Below are 21,123 nucleotides of genomic sequence, written 5' to 3' on the forward strand. Positions count from 1 at the left end.
AATGCTGAGATTCGGGGTCAACTACACGCCTTCCCAGGACTGGTTCTACTCCTGGCTGGATCCGGACTGGGCGGCCACCCGGCGGGACATGCAGGCCCTGGCCGGGCTGGGCCTGGATCACGTACGCGTGCTGCCGCTGTGGCCCGTCCTGCAGCCGAACCGCACGCTGATCCGCCTCCGCGCCCTCGACGACGTCCGCCGCGTCGTGGAGATCGCCGGCGAAGCCGGCCTCGACGCCAGCGTGGACGTCCTCCAGGGGCACCTGTCCGGCTTCGACTTCGTGCCGAGCTGGCTGACGGACTGGCACCGTCGCAGCATGTTCACCGATCCAGACGCGGTCGCCGCGCAGGCCGAGCTGGTGGAGGCGCTCGACGAGCACCTGTACGACCTGCCCAACTTCCTCGGCCTGACCCTGGGCAACGAGGTCAACCAGTTCACCTCCGCCCTGCACCCGAGCCCGATGCCGGCCACCGCCCAGCAGGTGACGGCCTGGCTGCGGGCACTGCACGGCGAAGGCCCGCGCGACCGCCGCCACTTCCGGCTCAACGCCGAGTACGACGCCGTCTGGTACGCCGACGACCACCCCTTCACCCCCGCGCACTCCACCCGGCACGGCCAGATGAGCGTGATCCACTCGTGGATCTTCAACGGCACCGCTCAGGGTTATGGGGCGATGTCACACGAAAGCCTCACCCACGCCGCGTACCTCATCGAGCTGTCGCGCGCCTTCGCCCTCGACCCGGCGCGTCCGGTGTGGCTGCAGGAGGTCGGCGCGCCGCTCAACCACCTCACCGAGGACCAGGCGCCCGGCTTCTGCGAGGGGACCGTGCGGGCGGCGGCCGACAGCGACGCCCTCTGGGGGGTCACGTGGTGGTGCTCCCACGACGTGGAACGCCGGCTGGCCGACTTCCCCGACCTGGAGCACAGCCTCGGCCTGATCGGGGCGGACGGCGCGGTCAAGCCGATCGGCCGGCGCTTCGCCGAACTGGCCGCGGAGCTGCGGCACCGGCCGCGCCCCGCCCCGCGGACCGAGGCCGTCGTCGTCCCCGTCGGCGCCGACGACGTCCCCGTGTCCCGGGCGGAGCTCTCCCCCGGCGGCGGCGTCTTCGAGACCTGGATGGGCCGGGCACGCGCCGGGGCCCGCCCCGCCCTGGTGACCTCCGCGACCGCGGGCGACCCGGCCGCGCTGCGGGCACGTGGCATCGAACGGCTCGTCCACGCCGAGCCCACGGGCCGCACCTTCTACAGCTCGGTCAGCGATGACGAGGTCCTCGACCGGATGGCCGCCCATGCCGACCGCTGAGCCGGTCGAGCGGCTGCTCGCCAAGCTGTCCCTGCGCGAGAAGGTCGGCCAGCTCAACCAGCGCCTCTACGGCTGGCAGGCCGTGCAGCGGGCCCCTCGGGGCGGATTCCGGCTCACCGGGCTCGCCCGCGCCGAGCTCGACCGGTGGGGCGGGCTCGGCGCGCTGTACGGGGTCTTCCGCGCCGACGCCTGGTCGGGCCGCACCTGGGCCGACGGGATCCGGCCGGAGGAACGCGCCGAGGTCGCCGCCCTCGTCCAGGACGAGGTGGCGCGGGCCGGCGGCCACCGCATCGGGGTGCTGCTGTCGGAGGAGGCCCCGCACGGGCACCAGGCGCTCGGCGGGACGCTGATGCCCACCAACCTCGCGGTGGCCGCTGGATGGGATCCGGACCTGCTGACCGAGGCCGCGGCCGCCGTCGCCGCCGAACTCGCCGCGAGCGGCGTGCACCTGGCCCTGGTGTCCGCGCTCGACCTGCTGCGGGACCCTCGCTGGGGCCGGGCGGAGGAGTGCTTCGGGGAGGATCCGCTGCTGGCCGCCGAGCTCACCAGGGCGCTGGTGATCGGCATGCAGGGCGCCGATCGCGGCGCGGTGGGCCGCGGCGGGGTCGCGATCGTGCTCAAGCACCTGGCCGCCCAGGGCGAGGCGGTCGGCGGGCGCAACGGGCAGTCCGCCGTCATCGGCCCGCGCGACCTGCGCGAGCTGCATCTCGCGGCCGCCCGGGCCGCGGTGGAGGCCGGGGCGCTGGGGTTCATGGCGGCCTACAACGACATCGACGGGGTGCCGTGCTGCGCCAACCGCGACCTCCTGACCGGCTTCCTGCGGGACGAATGCGGATTCGACGGGATCGTCATGGCCGACGGGCTGGCCGTGGACCGGCTGACCGCGATGACGGGTGACACGGCGGGCGCCGCCGTGGCCGCGCTGGAGGCCGGGGTGGACCTGTCGCTCTGGGACGAGTCCTTCGCCCTGCTGGAGGAGGCGGCCACGGCGGACCCGCGGGTGGCCGAGCTGGTCGACGCCGCCTGCCGCCGGGTGCTCACCCTCAAGCACCGCGCCGGCCTGCTCCCGGACAGCGCGGGTGAGGCCGTCCCGCGTGCCCAACGCGAGTCGCTCGCGCTGGCCGGTCGGACCGCCGACGGCCTGTCCCGTCGCCTGGCCCGGCAGTCGCTGGTCCTCCTCCACAACACCGTCCTGCCCCTCGAACCGCGGTCGCTGACCAAGGTCGTCCTCGCCGGCCCGAACGCCCGCGACGTCACCGCCCTGCTGGGCGACTACGTGCCGCCCCTGCCCCAGGGGTCGGCCGCCGGCCTGGACCTCGCCCTGCGGCAGGCCCTGCCGGACGCCGAGGTGGTGTGCCCGCCGGGCATCCCCACGGCGGCCGACCTGAGCGGCGCCGAACTGGTGATCCTGGCGCTCGGCGGGACGAGCCACCGCACGTACGCCGAGGAGTTCGCCGCCAACGGGGCGATCGCCGGCCAGGCGGCCACGGCGACCGCCGGGGAAGGCGTCGACCTGGCCGGCCTCGCCCTGCCCGGCGATCAGGACGACCTGGTCACCGCCGTCCGCGCGCAGGCAGGCTGCCCCGTGGTGGCCGTCGTCATCGCCGGCCGGCCGCATGTGCTCACCGGCGTCCTGGCGCACACCGACGCGCTGCTGTGGGCGGGCTACCCCGGCCCGCACGGCAGCCACGCGATCATCGACGCGCTGTTCGGTGGCTACGAGCCGGTCGGCCGCCTGCCGTTCACGGCGCCCGCCCATCCGGGCGCCGTGCCGGTCCGCCACAACGACCGGCACCCCGCCGGGGACGTCTACCAGGACGCGCCCGACCCGGTGCTCTTCCCCTTCGGCCACGGCCTGCGCTATCGGCCCGTCCACTTCGACCGCCTCACCGCCGAGGCCGCCGCCGACACGGTGCGGGTGAGCGTCGAGGTCGCCAATCCCGGCGGCGCCCCGGCCGAGGTCGTCGTGCCGCTGTTCGGACGCCGTACCGGAGGCCGGGTGCTGCCGCGCCTGCGCGAGCTGCTCGCCTTCCGCCGGGTCACCGTCCCGGCGGGCGCCCGTACCGCCGTCGTCTGGGACCTGCCCGCCGCGCGCTGCTTCGCCGAGGACGCGGCGGACCGGGCCCGTACCGACCTGTACGTCGCGGACCTGCACGAAACCATCCGCCCGGCCGTCCACTCCCCCGGACCGGCCGACCCCCTTCCCGACAGTGAGGAGTCGTGATGGCCCGATCACATCGCACCCGAAGTAGGGCGGTGACACGCGCCGGCACCGCCGTCCTGGCCGCGATGCTCGCCGTCGCGCTGACCGCCACCGGCGCCGCGGCCAGCGACACGCTGCCGTGGACCGGCGAGAGCGCGGTCGGCGCGAACCAGCCCTACCAGCACGGCTACTCCGTCACCGACCTGCTGCGCTGGAACCCCGCCGACGACACCGGCGCCGAGTTACTGCGCGCCAAGGTGCCGCTCCAGCAGCGCAACGCCGCCAACGCCGCCACGCAGCGCAACCCTGCGCTGCCCGCCGGCACCCAGCTGCTGACCCTGGCCGGCGACTACGGCAACGCCTTCTTCGAGAGCCACCCCTACACCAACGAGTTCAGCCAGTACCTCTTCAACTACTGGCAGTACGCCGACTTCTACGGCTCCTGGCACGGCATGCCCACCCAGGGAGTCCCGGTGAACTACTACGACCCGACCGCCGACTGGCGGGAGAAGTGGTTCGAGTTCGGGATGCTCAACCTGCCCAACCCGGGATACACCAACGCCGCCCACGCCAACGGGGTGCGCTCGCTGGGCTGCATCTTCTTCTCCGACAACGACCGCGGCGACCAGGCATACTCCGAGCTGCTGGTCCGCGACGCCGCCGGCGGCTTCCCCGTGGCCGCCAAGCTCATCCAGGTCGCCAAGTTCTACGGCTTCGACGGCTACTTCATCAACCAGGAGTCGCGGGTCGCCCCGGCCGACATCCCGGCGTACAAGCAATTCCTGAAGCAGCTGCGCGACGGCGGCATCTACGTGCAGTGGTACGACTCCATCGACAACTCCACCGGCGCCATCTCGTACCAGAACGAGTTCAACGCGGTCAACGGCCCGTTCGTGCGCGACCCGCGGCTCGGCGACGTGTCCGACTCCATCTTCCTCAACTACTGGTGGAACCGGACCAAGCTCACCAACTCCAAGAGCTATGCCGCCGGTCTCGGCCTGGACTCCCGCAAGAGCGTCTTCGCCGGGGTCGAGGCGGGGCAGTACCAGTTCAACCAGCCGTACAACCTGGAGGACAACCTCGACGCCGCCGGCGCGCCGATGAACGCCATCGCCACCCTCGGCGCCGACTTCGTCTCCTCCGACTACGCGAACAAGACCGACGACGCCGCGCAGCGCGACGTCTTCGACCGGGAGCGCCGCTGGTGGACCGGCTCCTCGGCCGGCTCCACCACCCCCGAGGGCACCTGGAAGGGTATCTCCAAGTACGTCGCCGAGCGCTCCGTCATCGGCGGCACCACGTTCGCCACCTCCTTCAACACCGGCCACGGCCTGTCCACCTGGACCAAGGGCCGGCTGTCCAGCCCGAAGGAGTGGGGCAACATCAACCTCCAGGACATCCCGGTGACCTGGCAGTGGTGGATCGACGCGGCCGGGACGCCGCTCAGCGCCGACTTCGACTACGGTCCCGCGTACACGCCGGCGAGCCGGTTCTCGTACCAGAAGATCGGCGCCTACAACGGCGGCAGCTCGCTCGTGCTCAGCGGCACCCTCGGCAGCGACAACACGGTACGGCTCTACAAGACGGACCTGCAGCTCGCCAAGGGCTCGACCCTCGACCTGACCTACAACAAGCCCTCGGCCAGCGACGACTCCGAGCTGCGGCTCGGCCTCGTGCTCGCCTCCGACCCCGGCAAGGTGGTCCAGCTGCCGCTGACCGGCTCGGGTCAGCGCACCACGGGCTGGACCACGCGCTCGGTGGACCTGTCGGCGTACGCCGGTCAGCGCGTCGCCGCGCTCGGCCTGGTCGTCGCCGCCGGCGCCGGCCCCATCCAGGGGTACCAGGTCAACCTCGGCGCGCTGGCCCTGCGCGACGGCAAGGATCGCACGCCCGCGGCGCCGCAGGACCTGCGCATCACCCAGCTGCTGCCCGAGACCGGCGAGCTGTTCCTGTCCTGGAAGCGCGCCGGGTACGACAAGGTGCGCCGCTACGACGTCTACCTCGACGACACCTACCTCGGCGGGATCTACGACGACGTCTACTACGTCAAGCGCTTCACGGCCACGTCGGGGACGATCAGGCTGGTGGCGGTCGGCCCGGACGGGTCCGAGAGCCCGGCCGCGACCACCTCGTTCGACCTGGCCACGGCGCCGGGCAAGGTGAAGGCGTCGGCGAAGCCGGACGGCACGCTGACCGCCTCCTGGACTCCCCCGGCGAACGGACGGCCCGTCACGCTGAAGGTCCAGAGCCTCGACACCTCCCGCCCGTACAGCAAGGAGGTCGAGCTGCCCGCGACCAGCACGGGCACGACGCTGAGCGGGGTGCCCGTCAACGGCGACGGCTACCTGCTCACCCTGCGGGCGGGACCGGGCACGGCCACCGCGGTGCGCGGGAAGTTCGCCGACACCGAGATCGCGCCCTACCCGGCGTCGGCGGTGAAGATCAGCGGGAACACGTTCACGTTCTCCCGGCCGACGCTTCCGGACTGGCACACCCTGACCATCCTTGAGGACGGCCAGGCGAAGTCGTTCGCGACGACGTACGGGTCGGGCGCCAAGCCGTACATCATCCGCGGCCGCACCACCCGGGCCGCCGAGACGGTGACCATGTCCAGCGCCGGTAGCAAGGTGGTCGCGGTGCTGGAGGACTACGCCGGCAACAAGGCCACGACGGTGCTGCGCGGCAACTGATCGCCAGGGGCGCCGCGACCTTCGCGGCGCCCCTCACCGCAGCGTGTCCCCGGTGCCGCAGCGGCTTTCGCGGCGCCCCTCACCGCAGCGCGGACAACAGGAGCGTCCGGTGCCGCCGGACGAAAGCGCGGTCGGCCGTAGCCGTCGCGCAGCTCGCGCAGCATCCGCCCGCCGGCCGCGTACGCGCCGGGCGCCCGCTGCGCGGGATGGTCGGTGGTGGTGCCGGGGATGAAGCTCAGGATGTCCCGGCCCTGCTCGTCGATGCCGAGGTGGCGGGGCGCGTGGGGATAGCCGGCGGATTCCAGGTGAGCCAGCACCCGGGCGGCGAACGCGGCGCCGGCGTCGCGGGCGCGGCGGACCGTGTCGCCGATCCGTACGACTTCCAGGGCGTTGTTCCCACCGGTGAGGGGTTCCTCGGTCATGACGACCATGGTGCCGTCAGCCGGAAATCGGGGTGCTCGGCGGGCCGGCGATCCGGCACGATGGCCGCCATGACCTTGGGAACGGTGACGGAGCCGCCGCCCGGCGTGCTGGCGGCCTTAGGGCTGACCGCGCCCGTGAGCCCGCTGGCCGGTGGCCGGGGACGGAGCTTCCGGGCCGGGGACGCGGTCGTGAAGCCCGTGGACGGCGCGGAAGAGGCCGAATGGTCCGCGCGGGTGTTCGCGGGTCTGCCCGACGCGGCCGGATTCCGGGTGCCCCGCCCGCTCCGCTCCCGCGACGGGGCCTACGTGGTCGAGGGATGGACGGCTTCGGAGTTCCTGGAGGGCCGGGAGGGGCCGGCCGGGAAGTGGGGGTCGCTGATCGCGGCCGGCAGGGCGTTCCATCGGGAGCTGCGGCACCTCCCGCGCCCGGCCCTGCTCGACCGGCGCGACGATCCCTGGGCGGTCGCTGATCGCGTCGCCTGGGACGAGGCGGCTCGGCCGCGGCCGACCGACGCCGATGAGCTGCTGTCCAGGCTGGGTGAGCTCGCGGGTCCCGTGGCGGCTCCCAGCCAGCTCATTCACGGCGATCTGACCGGGAACGTGCTGTTCCATCCCGGACGGCCACCCGTCGTGATCGACTTCTCGCCGTACTGGCGGCCGGTCGCGTACGCCGAGGCCGTCGTGGTCGCGGACGGGCTGCTCTACCACCGGGCGGAACCGGAGCTCATCGAGGCCGTCCTGCCCGGCCGCGAAGGGCTTCACCTGCTGGCACGCGCGCTCATCTTCCGGCTGGCCACGACGGCCGTCTGGGCGGGCCGGGTCCCCGCGGACGAGCTGACCCGCTTCGCGGGCGTCACCCACCTCGTGGAAGAGCGCCTCCGCGGGGCCGGAAATTGAGCGGCGTGGCGCCGACCGGGAGGGATAGGGTGACGCGCGTGATTTCCACCCGGCTCCCCGCGTACCGATCCTCCCAGGCAGGCCCCGTGGGCGATGCGCGCTGACGCGCGGCCGGCGAGCCGGTCGCTGTGGCGAGACCGTGACTTCCTGATCTTCTGGTGTGCCCAGACGCTGTCCGTGGCGGGCGACTCGTTCGCGCTCATCGCGGTGCCCCTCCTCATCCTCGACGTCACCGGCTCCGTCGCCCAGATGGGGCTGCTCACCGGCGTGTCGGGGGCGGCGTCGGTGGCGGCCGGGGTGTTCGCGGGGGTGCTCGCCGACCGGTTCGACCGGCGCCGGCTGCTCATCGCCTGCGACGTCATCCGGCTCGTGCTGTACGTGGCCATCCCGGTGGCCTGGATGTCCGGCCAGCACGTCTGGCTCCTGTACGCGGTGCTGCCGATGGCCGCCGCCGTGGGCATGGTCTTCCAGGTCACGTACGTGGCGGCGGTCCGCGGCCTGGCCGGCGAGAAGCTGGTCACCGAGGCCAACAGCATGCTGTACGCCACGGCCGCCGCGGCGGGCATCCTCGGCCCCACCCTGGCCGGGGTGGTGAGCGGCCACCTGGGCCCGACCGCCGCGATCGCCATCAACGCCGCCAGCTTCGGACTGTCCGCGCTCGGCGTCCTGCTGACCCGCGCCTCCCGGTACACCGTCGAGGCCGTCGAGCCGGTGGAGCCCGCGCCCGGCCGGCGGCCGTGGCGGGAGCTGCTGGCCGGGGCGGAGTTCCTGCTCCGGCACCCGGTGCTGCGCACCCTGACCATCCTGCTGTCGTTCTTCATCTTCATGACGCTCGGGCTGACGGACATCGTCATCTACCGGCTCAAGCACGACCTCGGCCAGCCGGACTCCGTGGTGGGCGTCGTGCTGGGGGTCGGGGCGGTCGGCACGATGGCCGGTTCGGCGCTGGTCGCCCGGATGCGGCGAATGCTCGGGTTCGGGCCGTTGTGGATCGGGGCGCAGATCGTGTCGGGGCTCGCCATCCTCAGCCTGGGCCTCGCCGGCTCCGTGTGGGGCGTGGCCGCGATCATGGCCCTCTACCTGGCATGCGTGAGCCTGGCCGGCATCAACTCCATGTCGCTGCGGCAGCAGGTGACACCCGCTCACCTGCTGGGCCGGGTGACGTCGGCGTTCTGGACCATCCACTTCTCGCTCGGGCCGGTGGGCGCGGCCGCCCTCGGCTGGGGTGCCGCGCACTACGGCGCGACGACGGTGTTCGTCGTCGCGGGGGCGTCCTGCCTGCTGCTGGCCCTGATCGCGCTGGCCACACCCGTACGGCAGCGCCACCCCGAGAGGACCGGGGACGGCCTAAGATCACGCCCATGACGAAGGACGACACCGCCGGCATCGCGGAATGGCTGTGGCGCGAGGTGGATCCCGGCGACTGGTCCGGTGCGGCGCTGCGGCCGGCGGCCGAGGGGCGCGGCCGGCTGGTCACGGTGGAGGAGCACGAGCGGCGGTACGCGGGCGACCGGGCACATCGCGGCCTGACCGTCCCCCTCTCCCTGGAGGGCGAACCGTCCGCCGCCTTCCGGCGGCACGCCGAGGCGGTGGAGGCCGCGATCGGCCCGGCCGACAGCGTCGGCAGCCACGGCCCGACCGGCCCCTGGTACGAGCCGTCGCCGGACTGGGGAGCCCCTTTCCTGCGCTGGCGGCGACCCGGCGCCGAATCGCTGGAGTTACGTGCGACCGCGACCGGCGCGGAGCTCTCCCTGCAGCCGACGGAGCCCTATGAGGAGTGGCGGCGGGCCACCTTCGAGTGGAGCGAGCCGGCGCAATTGCCGGGTGGATTCGTCATCGAATATCTGACCCCTGCCAATGAGGGGCTCAGCACGCCGGGCGGATGGCGGGTGCCCCGGTGGGCGGCGCTGCCGCCCCGGCTGGGGGCGTTCCTGCGCACGCTGCCCGCCGAGACGAGCGCGATCGGCAGGAACGTGCGCGTCACTCTTTTCGCGGGCAACCGCTCCGTCCTCGCCATCCGCTCCGCCGAGCGGCTCACCGTCGAGGGCTGGTTCAGGCACTTCTCGCCGGGCGAGGAACAGGGCTGGTCGCAGCGGGTCGAGCGGACCGTGCGCTCGTGGACGCTCGACGCGGGCGGCCCCGGCGAGGTGGACGGCGACCGGCTGGCGCGGCACCTCGTCGACGTTCTCAAGACGGAGAAGGTGTCCTCCCCGGCGAAGCTGGGCAAGCACGTGCACAGCCCGGAGGACGCCCACACGGTGCTGCTCGGTCTCGGCTTCTGATCCGACACCTCGTCGTGACCCCGCCGGAAAGCGATTGCTGAGGCCGGCTGATCGCCCCTAGGGTGGCGGGCATGTCCCAGTTGAGCTACGACCGGATGCGGGCCGAGATCGCCGGGCAAACCGAGCTGCTGCGATCGCTGATCAAGAACGCGGACATGAAGACGCCCGTGCCCACCTGTCCTGGATGGTCGATGGGTCAGTTGCTGCGGCACGTCGGCGAGGTCCATCGCTGGATGGGGACGGTCGTGGCGTCGCGGTCCGTGGAGCCGGTCTCCGACGAGCGGATCAACGACCTCGACGCGTACACGGACGAGGTGGCGGGCGAGCTCGATCCCTGGCTCGGTGAGGGCGCGGAGCAGCTGGTGGAGGTGTTGCGCGGGGCCGAGGGGCCCGTGTGGACGCCGCAGGGGCTGGACACTCCGGCGTTCTGGGCGCGGCGGGCGCTGTTCGAGACCGTGCTGCACCGGGCCGATGCCGCGCTCGCCCTGGAGGCCGGCTTCGAGCTTGACGACGAGGTCGCCGTCGAGGGGCTGGAGGAGTGGCTGGGGTTCAGCTGCGTGCCGGAGGCGTACGAGGGGCACGGGCTGCTCGGCCCGGGGCGGGCGCTGAGCTTCAACGGCGAGTGGCTGGTCGACCTCGGCGGGGACGCGCCCGTCTGGAGGCGCGGGCAGGGGGACGCCTCCGTGACGGTTCGCGGGCCGGTGAGCGAGCTGCTCCTGTTCGTCTACCGGCGTCCCGCGCCGAGGGTCGAGGTCGCCGGGGATTCGGCGCTGCTCGAACGGTGGCTGGAGCGGTCCGGGTTCTGGCTGGAGGAGGAGGACGGCTGAGTCCGGCCCCATGGCGAGCAGCAGGCCCGGCCTGGACGAGCGCCTGGCCGGCCTCGGGATCACGGGCCTCGAACCGCTGGGGCGGGGCCTGGAGTTCTCCGTCTTCCGCGGCCGGCCGGGCGACGGCGGGGCTCCGGTCGCCGTCCGCGTCGGCGAGCGTCGCTTCGACTCCAACGCCAACGACCCCCGGGTCGACACCCGCGCCCTGCTGCGCCAGGAGTACCGGCTCGCCCGCCTGCTGAGCGACCACGGGCTGCCCGTACCCGAGCCCGTCGCCCTCGTCCTCGCCGAGACCCCGGACGAGCCGGACATCCTGATCAGCCGCTACGTGGAGGACGACGGATCGGAGCTCGACTGCTTCCGCCTCGGCGAGCTCCTGGCGCGCCTCCACGCGCTCCCGCTCCCCGGACCGAGACCCGTCGCCGCCGGACACCTGCCGCCGCCCCGGCTCGTGGTCGGCAGGATCCTGCGCCGCTGGCGGGAGATCGCCCGCCTCAGGGACGACTGGCCGCCGCCGCCCTCCCCCGGACGGCTGCTCCCGATCGCCGCGCCGCTCGGCCGTGCCGCCCTGCTCCACCTGGACGTCCGCCGGGCCAACGTCCGCTGCCACAAGGGCGGGGTACGCGCCCTCCTCGACTGGTCGACCGCCGCCCGACGCCGGGCCGCTGGCGCTGCTGTGCCGGCTCGACGCGGCGGTCATGCTCGCCCTCGTCTTCCTCTCCGAGTCACCCGATCCCGCCCGCGCGGACGCCGCCGTACGACGGGTCCTCGAGCTGGCCGGGTCGTGAGGTCCGGTCAGGCGGCCGGGTCGTCCCCGATGACCGGGGCGGTATGGGTGTCCACGTCCACGGCCGAGCGGGCGACGATCTCGCCGTCGCTGACCAGGGCGATGTGCAGCCGGCCGCTCGTCCAGCCGGCCGGCAGCGCGGCGCCGACCTCGGCGGGGCCGCTGAGCAGGAACGGCTTGGCCTCGATCCAGGGGCCCGCCGCGCCGAAGGCGTCAGGGGCGGGGCCGAAGACCGGGGTCCAGGCGGTGTGCAGGTGGCCGTTGACCGGCTCGCTGCCGTGGTGCGAGACGCGGACGGGCACGGTGACCTCGCGCGACTCGCTCAGCAGGTCGCGGCCGGGCGCCACGGGGACGACGTCCAGCACGAGCGTGGTGGTGGCGTTCACGTCGGCGGGGTTCACGCCGGCCAGGTCCTTGGCGCGGCGTTCGAAGTCCAGCAGGCCCGCGGACTCGTGCTCGATGTCGTACATCTCGGTGTAGACATAGCCGGCCAGGCGGTCGTGGCGGCGCAGCTCCTGGGTCTGCCAGCGCAGGTGCCAGGCCCGCTCGACGCAGGTGAAGCCGCCACCGTACTCGCTGTTGAGGTTGGGCAGCCCGCGCAGCGGCTGCGACGGGGATCCGGCCAGCTTCTTGCGCACGACGTAGTCGGGGCCGAGCCGGACGGGGAAGTCGTCCTGCTCGCCGTCCATCAGCGCGGCCACCGTCCTGCCCCAGGAGGCGGCGGACTCGTCGTAGTAGTGCCAGTCGAGCAGGTCCGTCTTCACGTGGGTCCACCCGGAGTTGTCCACGGCCGGCCTGCTCGGGTCGAGGGCCTTGAGCAGCTCGTACGCCCGCGCCGTCGCCTGCTGCTTGGCCGGGTCGCCCGGGATGTCCCAGTCCAGGCCCCATTCCTCGTTGTACAGGCCCCAGATGACGATCGCGGGCGAGTCGCCGTCGCGCTCCACCATCGGCGCGATCTGCTCCTCGAACGCGGTCACCGACTCCGCCGAGAAGCGGCCGGTCGAGGCGGGCTCGGCCCACACCAGCATGCCGAGCACGTCGGCGTGGTGGACGAAGCGGGGATCCTCCAGCTTGAGGTGCTTGCGTACCAGGTTGTAGCCCGCCGCGGCGGCCAGCTCGATGTCGCGGCGGAGCGCGGCGTCGTCGGGGGCGGTGATGCCGGTCCGGGGCCAGTAGCCCTGGTCGAGCACGCCGCGCACGAACAGGCGGCGGCCGTTGAGATACAGGTCCTCGCCGATCACCTCGACGCGGCGCAGCCCGGTGTAGGCGGCGACCTCGTCGGTGCCGTCGGCCGAGGTCAGGCGGGCGTCCACGTGGTAGAGGTGCGGGTCGTCCGGGGACCAGAGCCGGGGCCCGGCGACGGGGAGCACCGCCCGTGCCACGCCCTCCACGGCCGGGACCTCCACCGTCGTGTCCGTCCCGCGCAGGGTCAGGTGCAGCACCGACTCCGACGGCCCCGCCACCCGGGCCTCCACCTCGATGGCGTCCAGCCCTGCCGAGGGGCGCAGCTTCAGCCCGGCCACGTACGTGGCGGGCCGGGCCTCCAGCCAGACGCTCTGCCAGATCCCGGACGACGGGGTGAAGCAGACGCCGTCGTAGTCGTCGCGCGGGATGCTGCGTTGCTTGCCGTGCGCGAGCTCCCGCTTGTCCAGCGGCGCGCAGACCCGTACCACGACCTCCTGCGGGCCCTCGCCGCGCAGGGCGTCGGTGATGTCGGCCTCGAACGGCGTGTAGCCGCCCCGGTGCTTGACCACCTCGACGTCGTTGACCCAGACCGTGGCCTCGTGGTGCACGGCCCCGAAGTGCAGCACGACCCGCTGACCCGCCCACCCGGCGGGGACGGTGACCAGGCGGCGGTACCAGGCCACGGGCAGCCAGTGGGCCTCGATGCCCGACGCGGGGGTCTCCCAGGCGAAGGGCACGGTGATGGTCCGGTTCCAGCCGGGCTCGGTGTCGGCCCGGAAGTCCCACTCGCCGTTCAGGCTCGACCAGGAGTGCGACCGGTCGAAGTGGGGGCGGGGGTATTCCATGATGCTCTCTTCCATAAAGGTGAGGGTCAGCCCTTGACGCTGCCCGCGAGGATGCCGTTGATGAAGTGGCGCTGCAGCAGTACGAAGATCACCAGCAGCGGCAGCATGGCGATGCTGCCGGCGGCGAGCAGCTCGCCCCACACGGTGGCGAAGTCGGCGCCGATCCGGTTGCCGGTGACGTTCTGCGCGAGGGTGGACAGGACCACCTGGAGGGTCTGGTGCGAGGTGTCGTTGACGGCGACGACCGGCCAGACGAAGTCGTTGTAGACGTTCATGGTGGTCAGGACCGCGAGCGCGGCCAGCCCGGGACGGATCACGGGCAGCACGACCTTGGCGAAGATGCCGAACTCCCCCGCGCCGTCCACCCGGCCCGCGTCGATGAGCTCGTCCGGGATGGCGGCGATGGTCTGGCGCATCCAGAAGATGCTGAACGCGTCAATGCTGCCCGGCAGGATGAGCGCCTGGTACGTGTTCACCCAGCCGAGCGCGCTCATCTCCAGCAGCAGCGGGATGATCAGCACCAGCGTCGGCAGCATCAGCGTCAGCAGCACGACGCCGAACAGCAGGTTCTTGCCGGGGAAGTCGTACTTGGCGAAGGCGTATCCGGCCAGCGGGCAGAAGAACATCGTCATGGCGCCCCTGACCACCAGCACCAGCGCCGTGTTCGCGAACCCGGTGCCGATCGGCACGTCGGCGAACATGGCCCGGTAGTTGTCGAGCGTCAGCGCGCCGATCGACAGGGGGTCGGCGATGATGTCGGCCGCCGGCTTGAGCGAGGAGCTGACCGCCCACCAGATCGGATACACGAACACGATCGCGAGCAGCGCCAGGACCGCGTACTGCAGGGGCCCGGGGCGGGTCTGGTTCATGACACCTCGTCTTTCGGCCGCAGCAGCCTGACCGACACCAGCGACAGGCCGAAGACCAGCAGGACCAGCAGGAACGAGTTCGCGGCGCCGGTGCCCAGGTCGGAGGCGGTGATGTGGTCGTACAGGTACAGGCCCGCGGTGGTGGTGGAGCCGTACGGGCCGCCCTCGGTGACCACGAACGGCTCGGCGAACATCTGGAAGACGGCCAGGGTCTGCACGACCACCAGGAACGCCATGCTCCGCCGCACCAGGGGGACGGTGATCGACCAGAACTGGCGCCACCGGGAGGCGCCGTCCAGGGCGGCGGCCTCGTACACGCCTCCGGGGACGGCCTGGAGCCCGGCGAGCAGGATGATGATCGCGAACCCGGTGGTCTTCCACAGGAACAGCAGCGCCAGCGTCGGCTTGGACCACGCCGTGGACGTCAGCCAGCCCACGTCGGGCAGGCCCACGAGGTTGAGCAGGTGGTTGACCAGGCCGTAGTCCTGGTCGAACACCACGATCCAGACCTGCGCCATGGCGACCAGCGGGGTGACGAACGGCGCGATGAACGCCACCCGGAACAGCCCGCGCAGCCGCAGCCTGGCGTTGGCCAGCAGCACCGCGCCACCCAGCCCGGCCACGACCTGGACCGGCACGATCAGCAGCCACATGACGGCGCTGTTGCCGAGCGAGGCCCAGAAGTCCGGGCTGGTCAGCAGGTAGAGGTAGTTGTCCGCGCCGACCCAGTGGGCCGCGCCCGCGCCCCGCCAGCGCATGAAGCTGAGCTGGAGCGCGTAGATCAGCGGGTAGATCCCGAACGCGGCGAAGACGATGAAGAACGGGGCGATGAACAGGTACGGCGACAGCCGCGTGGACCTCATGAGCGGTCGATCAGGTTGCGCTGGATCTTCTCGGCCGACTCCGTGATCACCTGGTCGGGCGACATCTTGCCCTCGATCAGGCGCTGCACGTTGTTGCCGAGGTAGTCCACCGACTGTGCCCACCACCAGGGGATGGGCGCGGCGGCCGGGATGGTGCCCGCGGCCTCGACGGCGACCTTCCACAGGTCCTGGCCGCCGAGTGCCTCGATGGGCTTGAACAGCGGCTTGGCCGGGTCGAGCGCGGGGGTGAAGCTGGGGATCGAGGTGGACAGGCCGCCCGGGTAGACGGCGTTGGGGCCGTACACGGCGGTGTAGCCGGGCTCCTTGAAGCACAGGAACTCGTACAGCAGCCAGGCCAGCTCCGGGTTCTTGGCCTTGGCGGGGATGACGAAGCTGCTGCCGCCCATGGCGCCGCTGCGCGCGCCGCCCGGCGTCCAGGCCGGCAGCGGCGCGGCCCGCCACTTGCCCTTGGTGGCCTTGAGCAGCTGCTGCGGCGCGAACGACCACCAGATCGCCCACGGCACGAACACCTGCTGCCCGCTGTCGAGCGTGTTGACGTCGGCGGGCTCCAGGTAGGGGGCGTGGGTGACCAGGCCGTCCTTGACCGCGCTGTCGATCCAGCCGAAGATCCGCCGGTATTCGGCGGAGTCCAGCCGCAGCTTGCCCTGGGCGTCGGTGAGGCTGGTGCCCTGCTGGTTGGCCAGCATCTCCAGCCAGAGCTGGCTGAGGAACGGGGTCTTCTCCAGGTGGATGGGCCTGGTCCTGGGGTCCTTCTCCTTGACCGTCCTGGCTGCAGCGAGCAGGTCGTCGTACGTGGCCAGGCCCGCCGGATCCACTCCGGCGCTCTCCAGCACGTCCTCGCGGTACCAGAGCAGGCCGGGGTCCAGGTCCCACGGGACGCCGTAGATCTTGCCGTCCACGGTGTTCACGGACAGCTTGTACGGCGAGGTCCGGTCCCGGTACGGCGCGATGAGGTCGGTCAGGTCGTACAGGTGCTCGGCCTGCCCGCCGATCTTGGCGTCGTCCCAGAAGCTGCCGTCGGGCACGTCGGTGCCGCTGATGAGGGTGTTGGCCAGCTTCGCGTCGATGTCCACGGCCTGGTGGTCCACCTTGACGTCGGGGTACGCCTCGCGGAACTTGCCGATGGCCGCGTCGAACACCTTGAACAGGTCGCCCGACCGGTTCCAGACGGTGATCTCGCCCTTGACCGACGACGCCGACGCGGCGGGCGCGGCCAGCTTGCTCGGCTGCGCGCTCGGGCCGCCCGGCGCGCACGCCGCCAGCGAACCGGCGGCGGCGATGCCCAGGGCGCCCTTGAGGAAACCGCGCCGGTCTATGAGGGGTGTGGACATTCTCTGACTCCTCGGCCTGGGCTCACATGAGGGCTCTGCAACGATGCAGACATAATGCATACTTGTCTGCAACGATGCAAGAGCGGGTTTAGGATCTACTGTGACAAGGCGATCTCATGCCGACTTCTGAGACCGCCGCGCGGAAGCCTTCGGGAGTATAGGAGACGCATGGCCGGCCCAACGCTTCGCGACGTCGCCAAACGGGCGAACGTATCGATTCGCACCGTGTCCAACGTGGTCAACGGTTACGCGCCGGTGTCAGACGAGCTGCGTGCCCGGGTGCAGGCCGTGCTGGACGAGCTCGACTACCGTCCCAATCTCATCGCGCGCAATCTCAAGCAGGGACGAACCGGGATGATCGCCCTGGTGGTGCCCGAGCTGGACGTGCCGTACTTCGCCGAGCTGGCCCGTGAGGTGATCACGGCGGCCCGCGCCCGCGGCTACGTGGTGATGGTCGACCAGACCGACGGCGACGGCGACCGGGAGCGCGAGCTGCTCGGGCGGGACTCGCGGGCCACGATGTTCGACGGGCTGCTGCTCAGCCCGCTGACGATCTCCGCCGAGGAGCTGCGCGGGCGCGCCAACCGGATCCCGATCGTGCTGCTCGGCGAGCACATCTACAACGGCAGCTTCCACCACGTGGCCATCGACAACGTCGCCGCCGCCCGGGAGGCCACCGCCCACCTGCTGGACCTGGGCCGCCGCCGGGTGGCCGCCATCGGCGACCAGCCGTACGCGACCGGCGAGACCGCCCAGCTCCGCACCGCCGGCTACCGCCAGGCGCACGCCCACGCGGGGCTGGACATCGACGAGAACCTCGTCGTCTCCACCCCGCACTTCCACCGGCGGCTGGGCGCCGAGGCCATGGAGCACCTGCTCGCCCTGCCCAAGCCGCCCGACGCGGTGTTCTGCTACAACGACCTGCTCGCCCTGGGCGCGATCAGGGCACTGACCAGGGCCGGCCGCCGCGTCCCCGACGACGTGGCCGTGGTCGGCGTGGACGACATCGAGGAGGGCCAGTACAGCACGCCCAGCCTGACCACGATCGCCCCGGACAAGGGGGAGATCGCGCGCAGGGCGGTGAACACGTTGATGGACACGATCAACGGCTCGGCCGCCGCGCCCGCCGAGATCATCGTGCCGCACCGGCTGATCATCAGGGAGAGCACCACGGGCTGACCCCGGGCGCCCTACTCGCGGGAATCCGTGCCGGACAGTTCGAGGGCGGCATCGAGCAGGCTGCGGGTGTACTCGTGCCGGGGCGCCCCCAGCACGTCCGTCGCCTGCCCCTCCTCCACCACCACGCCGCCGCGCATGACGGCGATCCGGTCGGCGATCTGGTGCACCACGCCGAGGTCGTGGGAGATGAAGAGCATCGCCAGATGGTGGCGCTCGCGCAGGTCAAGCAGCAGCCGCAGGATCTGCGCCTGGACCGACACGTCCAAGGCGGACACCGCCTCGTCGCACACCAGCAGCCGGGGCCGGACCGCGAGCGCGCGGGCGATGCTGACCCGCTGGCACTGTCCGCCGGACAGCTCGTCCGCCCGTTGCCCGGCGACGCTCGCGTCGAGCCCGACGTCGTCGAGCAGGCGGTGCAGCGCGGCGGTGCGGTCGCCGGGCGGGGCCGAGCTCGGATGGGTGCGCCACGCCTCGTCGATGATCGCGGCGACGGTCATACGCGGGCTGAGCGACGACCGCGGGTCCTGGAACACCATCTGCGCGGCACGTTGCTGCGCCGTGGTGCGCCGCCCGACCGGCCCAAGGGGCACGCCATCGAGAAGGACGGCGCCGGAGTCGGGCCGGACGAGGCCGACGATCGCGCGGGCCACCGTGGTCTTGCCCGACCCCGACTCCCCGACCACCCCCACGATCTCGTCAGTGGCCACCGTGAGGCTCACGCCGTCCACCGCGACGAACTCCCCGGACCGGCGGGCGGAACGCGACCGGAACCACGGGGTACGCCGGCCGAAGCTGACCCGCAGGTCACGCACCTCGAGCAGATCGACGCTCATCGCTGCAGCAGCTCCTCGGCGAAGTGGCACGCGGCCCACCGGCCGGGCGCGACGGGTCTGGGCTCCGGCTCCTCGGTGCGGCACCGCTCGCGTGCCAGCGGGCACCGAGGGTGGAAGGCGCACCCCGGCGGGCGGTTCGCCGGGGTGGCCGGTGTGCCCGGCAAGGGGTGGGCCAGCGCGGTACGGGTCCGCACCGCGGGCACGCTGTCGACCAGTGCGCGGGTGTACGGGTGGGCCGGGCCGGCCAGCACCGCCGCGGTGGGGCCGCGCTCGGCGACCCGGCCGGCGTACATGACGACGACCTGGTGCGCGACATGCGCCACGACCCGCAGGTCGTGGCTGACGAGGAGCATCGCCAGTCCCTCGTCCTGCTGGATGGAGCGCAGCAGGCGCAGGATGCGCGCCTGGACGGTCACGTCCAGGGCTGTGGTGGGTTCGTCGGCGAGCAGCAGCGCCGGGCTGCCCGCCAGGGCGAGGGCGATCATGGCCCGTTGCCGCATCCCGCCGGAGAACTCGTGCGGGTAGCCGCGCATCCTTCTGGCCGGCTCGGGGATCCCCGCCCGTTCGAGCAGTTCGAGCACCCGCCGGCGCACCTCGTCGCAGGGGCGGCCGGCGCGGCGGAGTATCTCGCCCACCTGGCGGGCGATCGTCTGGGTCGGGTTGAGCGCGGCCAGCGGGTCCTGAAAGATCATCGCGATCTCGTGACCACGCAGCCGGCGCCGGCGGGCGGGGCTCGCCTTCAGGAGATCCTCGCCCCGCCAGCGCAGCTCTCCGCCGGTCGCCGCGCCCTCCGGGAGCAGGCCGATGACGGCGTTCGCCGTCATCGTCTTGCCGCTGCCCGACTCGCCGATGAGCCCGACCGTCGTCGCCGGCGGGATGTCGAACGTCACCCGGTCGACGACGCGGACGAGGCCGCCGGCGCCGGGCAGGTCGACGACCAGCCCGGCCACCTCGAGCAGCCCGTCCACTTCGACCGGTGCCTCAACCGGGGTCCGCATCCGGCTCATGAGCTGCTGACCCGCACGCCGGCGAAGTCCGGCAGCCCGTTCGGGTCCGGTGTGACGCCGGTGACGCGGTGGTTCCAGGCATAGGCGTACTTGACCGCCATCGGGAACATGCCGACCGCGTCCCGCCAGATGATCTTGCTGGCTTCGCCGTACAGCTTGACCCGCTCCTCGGTGTCCGAGCTCGCCCCGGCGGCGGCGAGCAGCTTGTCGAGCTCGGGGTTGCAGTAGCCGTTGCGCTTGGCCGCGCAGGGGTACAGCCGGCCGAGCGTGTTCGCCGCGTCGAAGGTGGGGTTCGAGAGCTGCTGGAAGTTGACGTCCCAGTTCAGGGCGAGCAGGTCCTTGGTGAACACCGCCTGCTCCTTCTCCAGCAGGTCCACCTGGACGCCGATCTTCTGCAGGTCGGAGACGATCGCCTGGTTGAACGGCCGGAACTCGGCGTTGGCGAACTGCAGCCGCAGTTTGGTGGAGAAGTCGAAACCGGCGTCGGTCAGCGCGGCCTTCGCCGCGGCCGGGTCGTAGCGGACCGGCTCCTGGGGGACGTAGCCGAGGGTGACGGGCGAGACCGGGGCGTCGGCCAAGGTGCCCGTCTGCGGATAGAGCCGCTTGATGATGGTCGCGAAGTCGACCGCCTGCCACAGCGCCCGCCGCACCTTGGCGTCCTTCAACGCCGGCGCGGAGGAGTTGAACCACATGGTGAACACGGCGGTGCTCGGCACCGTCTCGACCTTGAGGTCGGAGTCGCGTTGCAGCTCCGCGAGCTGGTCGTCGGGGATGCCCCAGGCGAGGTCCACCTCGCCGGTCCGCAGCGCGGTCAGCCGGGCCGCGAGCTCGGGCATCTTGCGAATGGTCACCCGCTTGACCTGGGGCGCGCCACCGTGGTGGTCAGGGTTCGGCACCAGCACGAGCGTCCCGGACGGGTCGAACTTCTCCACCTTGAACGGCCCCGATCCGACCGGGTTCTGGAAGAACGCCGGATTCTCGCCGGTCAGGCTGCCGGGCAGCACGTAGAAGACCGCGAGCTTGTACGGGACCGCCGCATCCGGTTTCGGCGCCGTCAGCACCACCTCCGTGGGCGAGGAGGCGGTCATCGTGTAGCCGGTGAAGTTGGCCGCGTTCGTGCTCTTGAGATCCATCATCCGCTTGAACGAGGCGACCACGTCGTCGGCGGTGACGGGCTTGCCGTCGCTGAACTTCACGCCCTGGCGCAGGGTGAACGTCCACTGCGAGGCCGAGCCGTCGGGCTTCCATGCGGTGGCGAGGTCGCCCTCCAGGGTGCCGTCCGGGCGCGGCCGCACCAGCCGGCTGAAGATCGCCTTGGATGCCAGCTGGGTGCCGGTGGCGCTGCCGCCCGTGGGGCTGGCCGGGTCGAGGCTCTCGATCGCGTAGGTGCCCGCGACGGTGATCTCGCCGCCACCGGCGCCACCGCCCGTGCCGCCGCCGGTGGCGGCGCTGCAGCCGCTGAGCACGAGGGCCGCGGCGGATATGAGGGCCAGTGCCGCGAGCCGCGGCCTACCTGAGGCAAGAGGTCTGGTCATGGACGTCTTCCCGCCTTCCGGGGATGGTTCTTCGGGGGGTGCTC

General features: G+C 72.3%; 16 protein-coding genes. 8 read left to right on the forward strand and 8 right to left on the reverse strand.

Features of this window, described 5'->3' with window-relative positions:
• Nucleotide 1: 1 nt before the first annotated feature.
• Genes ACIBI9_RS39430 through ACIBI9_RS39440 form a run of 3 tightly spaced genes read left to right on the forward strand, consistent with a single transcriptional unit; the run spans nt 2 to nt 6,196 of the window.
• Nucleotides 2-1,303 carry a glycosyl hydrolase gene (locus ACIBI9_RS39430; protein WP_397230095.1) on the forward strand — a complete coding sequence of 434 codons (1,302 nt, stop codon included), beginning with the start codon at nt 2-4 and terminating at the stop codon, nt 1,301-1,303.
• Nucleotides 1,290-3,527: a glycoside hydrolase family 3 protein gene (locus tag ACIBI9_RS39435; RefSeq protein ID WP_397230097.1), complete on the forward strand. Its 2,238-nt coding sequence runs from the start codon at nt 1,290-1,292 to the stop codon at nt 3,525-3,527. Before ACIBI9_RS39430 ends, ACIBI9_RS39435 begins: the two co-directional genes overlap by 14 nt.
• Nucleotides 3,527-6,196 carry a hypothetical protein gene (locus ACIBI9_RS39440; protein ID WP_397230099.1) on the forward strand — a complete coding sequence of 890 codons (2,670 nt, stop codon included), beginning with the start codon at nt 3,527-3,529 and terminating at the stop codon, nt 6,194-6,196. The genes ACIBI9_RS39435 and ACIBI9_RS39440 overlap by 1 nt, the downstream gene beginning before the upstream one ends.
• Here ACIBI9_RS39440 and ACIBI9_RS39445 read toward each other — a convergent pair.
• Nucleotides 6,154-6,618 carry a hypothetical protein gene (locus tag ACIBI9_RS39445; RefSeq protein ID WP_397230101.1) on the reverse strand — a complete coding sequence of 155 codons (465 nt, stop codon included), beginning with the start codon at nt 6,616-6,618 and terminating at the stop codon, nt 6,154-6,156. The genes ACIBI9_RS39440 and ACIBI9_RS39445 overlap by 43 nt on opposite strands.
• A gap of 69 nt (nt 6,619-6,687) precedes the next feature.
• Between ACIBI9_RS39445 and ACIBI9_RS39450 the strand changes: the two genes are divergently transcribed.
• From ACIBI9_RS39450 to ACIBI9_RS39465, 4 genes are all read left to right on the forward strand, one after another.
• On the forward strand, nt 6,688-7,515 hold the full coding sequence (locus ACIBI9_RS39450) for a TIGR02569 family protein (protein ID WP_397230103.1): 828 nt from the start codon (nt 6,688-6,690) through the stop codon (nt 7,513-7,515).
• A 93-nt stretch (nt 7,516-7,608) separates the two neighbouring features.
• Nucleotides 7,609-8,880: an MFS transporter gene (locus tag ACIBI9_RS39455; protein WP_397230105.1), complete on the forward strand. Its 1,272-nt coding sequence runs from the start codon at nt 7,609-7,611 to the stop codon at nt 8,878-8,880.
• On the forward strand, nt 8,877-9,797 hold the full coding sequence (locus ACIBI9_RS39460; RefSeq protein ID WP_397230107.1) for a hypothetical protein: 921 nt from the start codon (nt 8,877-8,879) through the stop codon (nt 9,795-9,797). Before ACIBI9_RS39455 ends, ACIBI9_RS39460 begins: the two co-directional genes overlap by 4 nt.
• Before the next feature lie 71 nt (nt 9,798-9,868).
• Nucleotides 9,869-10,624, forward strand: coding sequence for a maleylpyruvate isomerase family mycothiol-dependent enzyme (locus ACIBI9_RS39465; protein WP_397230109.1), 756 nt, complete (start codon nt 9,869-9,871; stop codon nt 10,622-10,624).
• A 795-nt stretch (nt 10,625-11,419) separates the two neighbouring features.
• Here the strand turns inward: ACIBI9_RS39465 and ACIBI9_RS39470 are convergent.
• From ACIBI9_RS39470 to ACIBI9_RS39485, 4 genes are read right to left on the reverse strand one after another with little or no spacing between them, the layout of a single operon-like run.
• Nucleotides 11,420-13,456 (reverse strand): glycoside hydrolase family 2 protein, encoded by a 2,037-nt coding sequence (locus tag ACIBI9_RS39470; RefSeq protein WP_397230111.1) that lies wholly within the window; start codon nt 13,454-13,456, stop codon nt 11,420-11,422.
• A gap of 11 nt (nt 13,457-13,467) precedes the next feature.
• On the reverse strand, nt 13,468-14,310 hold the full coding sequence (locus tag ACIBI9_RS39475; protein WP_397230113.1) for a carbohydrate ABC transporter permease: 843 nt from the start codon (nt 14,308-14,310) through the stop codon (nt 13,468-13,470).
• A complete protein-coding gene (locus tag ACIBI9_RS39480) occupies nt 14,307-15,173 on the reverse strand; it encodes a carbohydrate ABC transporter permease (RefSeq protein WP_397230115.1) in 867 nt (288 codons plus the stop codon). Before ACIBI9_RS39480 ends, ACIBI9_RS39475 begins: the two co-directional genes overlap by 4 nt.
• The gene (locus tag ACIBI9_RS39485; RefSeq protein ID WP_397230117.1) at nt 15,170-16,525 is read right to left on the reverse strand and encodes an extracellular solute-binding protein; all 1,356 of its coding nucleotides are present in this window, start codon (nt 16,523-16,525) and stop codon (nt 15,170-15,172) included. The genes ACIBI9_RS39480 and ACIBI9_RS39485 overlap by 4 nt, the downstream gene beginning before the upstream one ends.
• Nucleotides 16,526-16,693: 168 nt before the next feature.
• Between ACIBI9_RS39485 and ACIBI9_RS39490 the strand changes: the two genes are divergently transcribed.
• A complete protein-coding gene (locus ACIBI9_RS39490; protein WP_397230119.1) occupies nt 16,694-17,704 on the forward strand; it encodes a LacI family DNA-binding transcriptional regulator in 1,011 nt (336 codons plus the stop codon).
• Nucleotides 17,705-17,715: 11 nt separating this feature from the next.
• Here ACIBI9_RS39490 and ACIBI9_RS39495 read toward each other — a convergent pair whose 3' ends face one another.
• The 3 genes from ACIBI9_RS39495 to ACIBI9_RS39505 are packed head-to-tail and all read right to left on the reverse strand — an operon-like array spanning nt 17,716 to nt 21,079.
• Nucleotides 17,716-18,537, reverse strand: coding sequence for an ATP-binding cassette domain-containing protein (locus ACIBI9_RS39495; protein ID WP_397230121.1), 822 nt, complete (start codon nt 18,535-18,537; stop codon nt 17,716-17,718).
• Nucleotides 18,534-19,535 carry an ABC transporter ATP-binding protein gene (locus ACIBI9_RS39500; protein ID WP_397230123.1) on the reverse strand — a complete coding sequence of 334 codons (1,002 nt, stop codon included), beginning with the start codon at nt 19,533-19,535 and terminating at the stop codon, nt 18,534-18,536. Before ACIBI9_RS39500 ends, ACIBI9_RS39495 begins: the two co-directional genes overlap by 4 nt.
• Nucleotides 19,536-19,540: 5 nt before the next feature.
• A complete protein-coding gene (locus tag ACIBI9_RS39505; RefSeq protein ID WP_397230125.1) occupies nt 19,541-21,079 on the reverse strand; it encodes an ABC transporter substrate-binding protein in 1,539 nt (512 codons plus the stop codon).
• Nucleotides 21,080-21,123: the final 44 nt, after the last annotated feature.

This window comes from Nonomuraea sp. NPDC050451 (assembly GCF_044458585.1).

What these genes read in the sequence shown, in the direction of transcription:
- ACIBI9_RS39430 (WP_397230095.1), top strand. Translation starts at nt 2, where the DNA reads ATGCTGAGATTCGGGGTCAACTACACGCCTTCCCAGGACTGGTTCTAC.
- ACIBI9_RS39435 (WP_397230097.1), top strand. Translation starts at nt 1,290, where the DNA reads ATGCCGACCGCTGAGCCGGTCGAGCGGCTGCTCGCCAAGCTGTCCCTG.
- ACIBI9_RS39440 (WP_397230099.1), top strand. Translation starts at nt 3,527, where the DNA reads ATGGCCCGATCACATCGCACCCGAAGTAGGGCGGTGACACGCGCCGGC.
- ACIBI9_RS39445 (WP_397230101.1), bottom strand. Translation starts at nt 6,618, where the DNA reads ATGACCGAGGAACCCCTCACCGGTGGGAACAACGCCCTGGAAGTCGTA.
- ACIBI9_RS39450 (WP_397230103.1), top strand. Translation starts at nt 6,688, where the DNA reads ATGACCTTGGGAACGGTGACGGAGCCGCCGCCCGGCGTGCTGGCGGCC.
- ACIBI9_RS39455 (WP_397230105.1), top strand. Translation starts at nt 7,609, where the DNA reads ATGCGCGCTGACGCGCGGCCGGCGAGCCGGTCGCTGTGGCGAGACCGT.
- ACIBI9_RS39460 (WP_397230107.1), top strand. Translation starts at nt 8,877, where the DNA reads ATGACGAAGGACGACACCGCCGGCATCGCGGAATGGCTGTGGCGCGAG.
- ACIBI9_RS39465 (WP_397230109.1), top strand. Translation starts at nt 9,869, where the DNA reads ATGTCCCAGTTGAGCTACGACCGGATGCGGGCCGAGATCGCCGGGCAA.
- ACIBI9_RS39470 (WP_397230111.1), bottom strand. Translation starts at nt 13,456, where the DNA reads ATGGAAGAGAGCATCATGGAATACCCCCGCCCCCACTTCGACCGGTCG.
- ACIBI9_RS39475 (WP_397230113.1), bottom strand. Translation starts at nt 14,310, where the DNA reads ATGAACCAGACCCGCCCCGGGCCCCTGCAGTACGCGGTCCTGGCGCTG.
- ACIBI9_RS39480 (WP_397230115.1), bottom strand. Translation starts at nt 15,173, where the DNA reads ATGAGGTCCACGCGGCTGTCGCCGTACCTGTTCATCGCCCCGTTCTTC.
- ACIBI9_RS39485 (WP_397230117.1), bottom strand. Translation starts at nt 16,525, where the DNA reads ATGTCCACACCCCTCATAGACCGGCGCGGTTTCCTCAAGGGCGCCCTG.
- ACIBI9_RS39490 (WP_397230119.1), top strand. Translation starts at nt 16,694, where the DNA reads ATGGCCGGCCCAACGCTTCGCGACGTCGCCAAACGGGCGAACGTATCG.
- ACIBI9_RS39495 (WP_397230121.1), bottom strand. Translation starts at nt 18,537, where the DNA reads ATGAGCGTCGATCTGCTCGAGGTGCGTGACCTGCGGGTCAGCTTCGGC.
- ACIBI9_RS39500 (WP_397230123.1), bottom strand. Translation starts at nt 19,535, where the DNA reads ATGCGGACCCCGGTTGAGGCACCGGTCGAAGTGGACGGGCTGCTCGAG.
- ACIBI9_RS39505 (WP_397230125.1), bottom strand. Translation starts at nt 21,079, where the DNA reads ATGACCAGACCTCTTGCCTCAGGTAGGCCGCGGCTCGCGGCACTGGCC.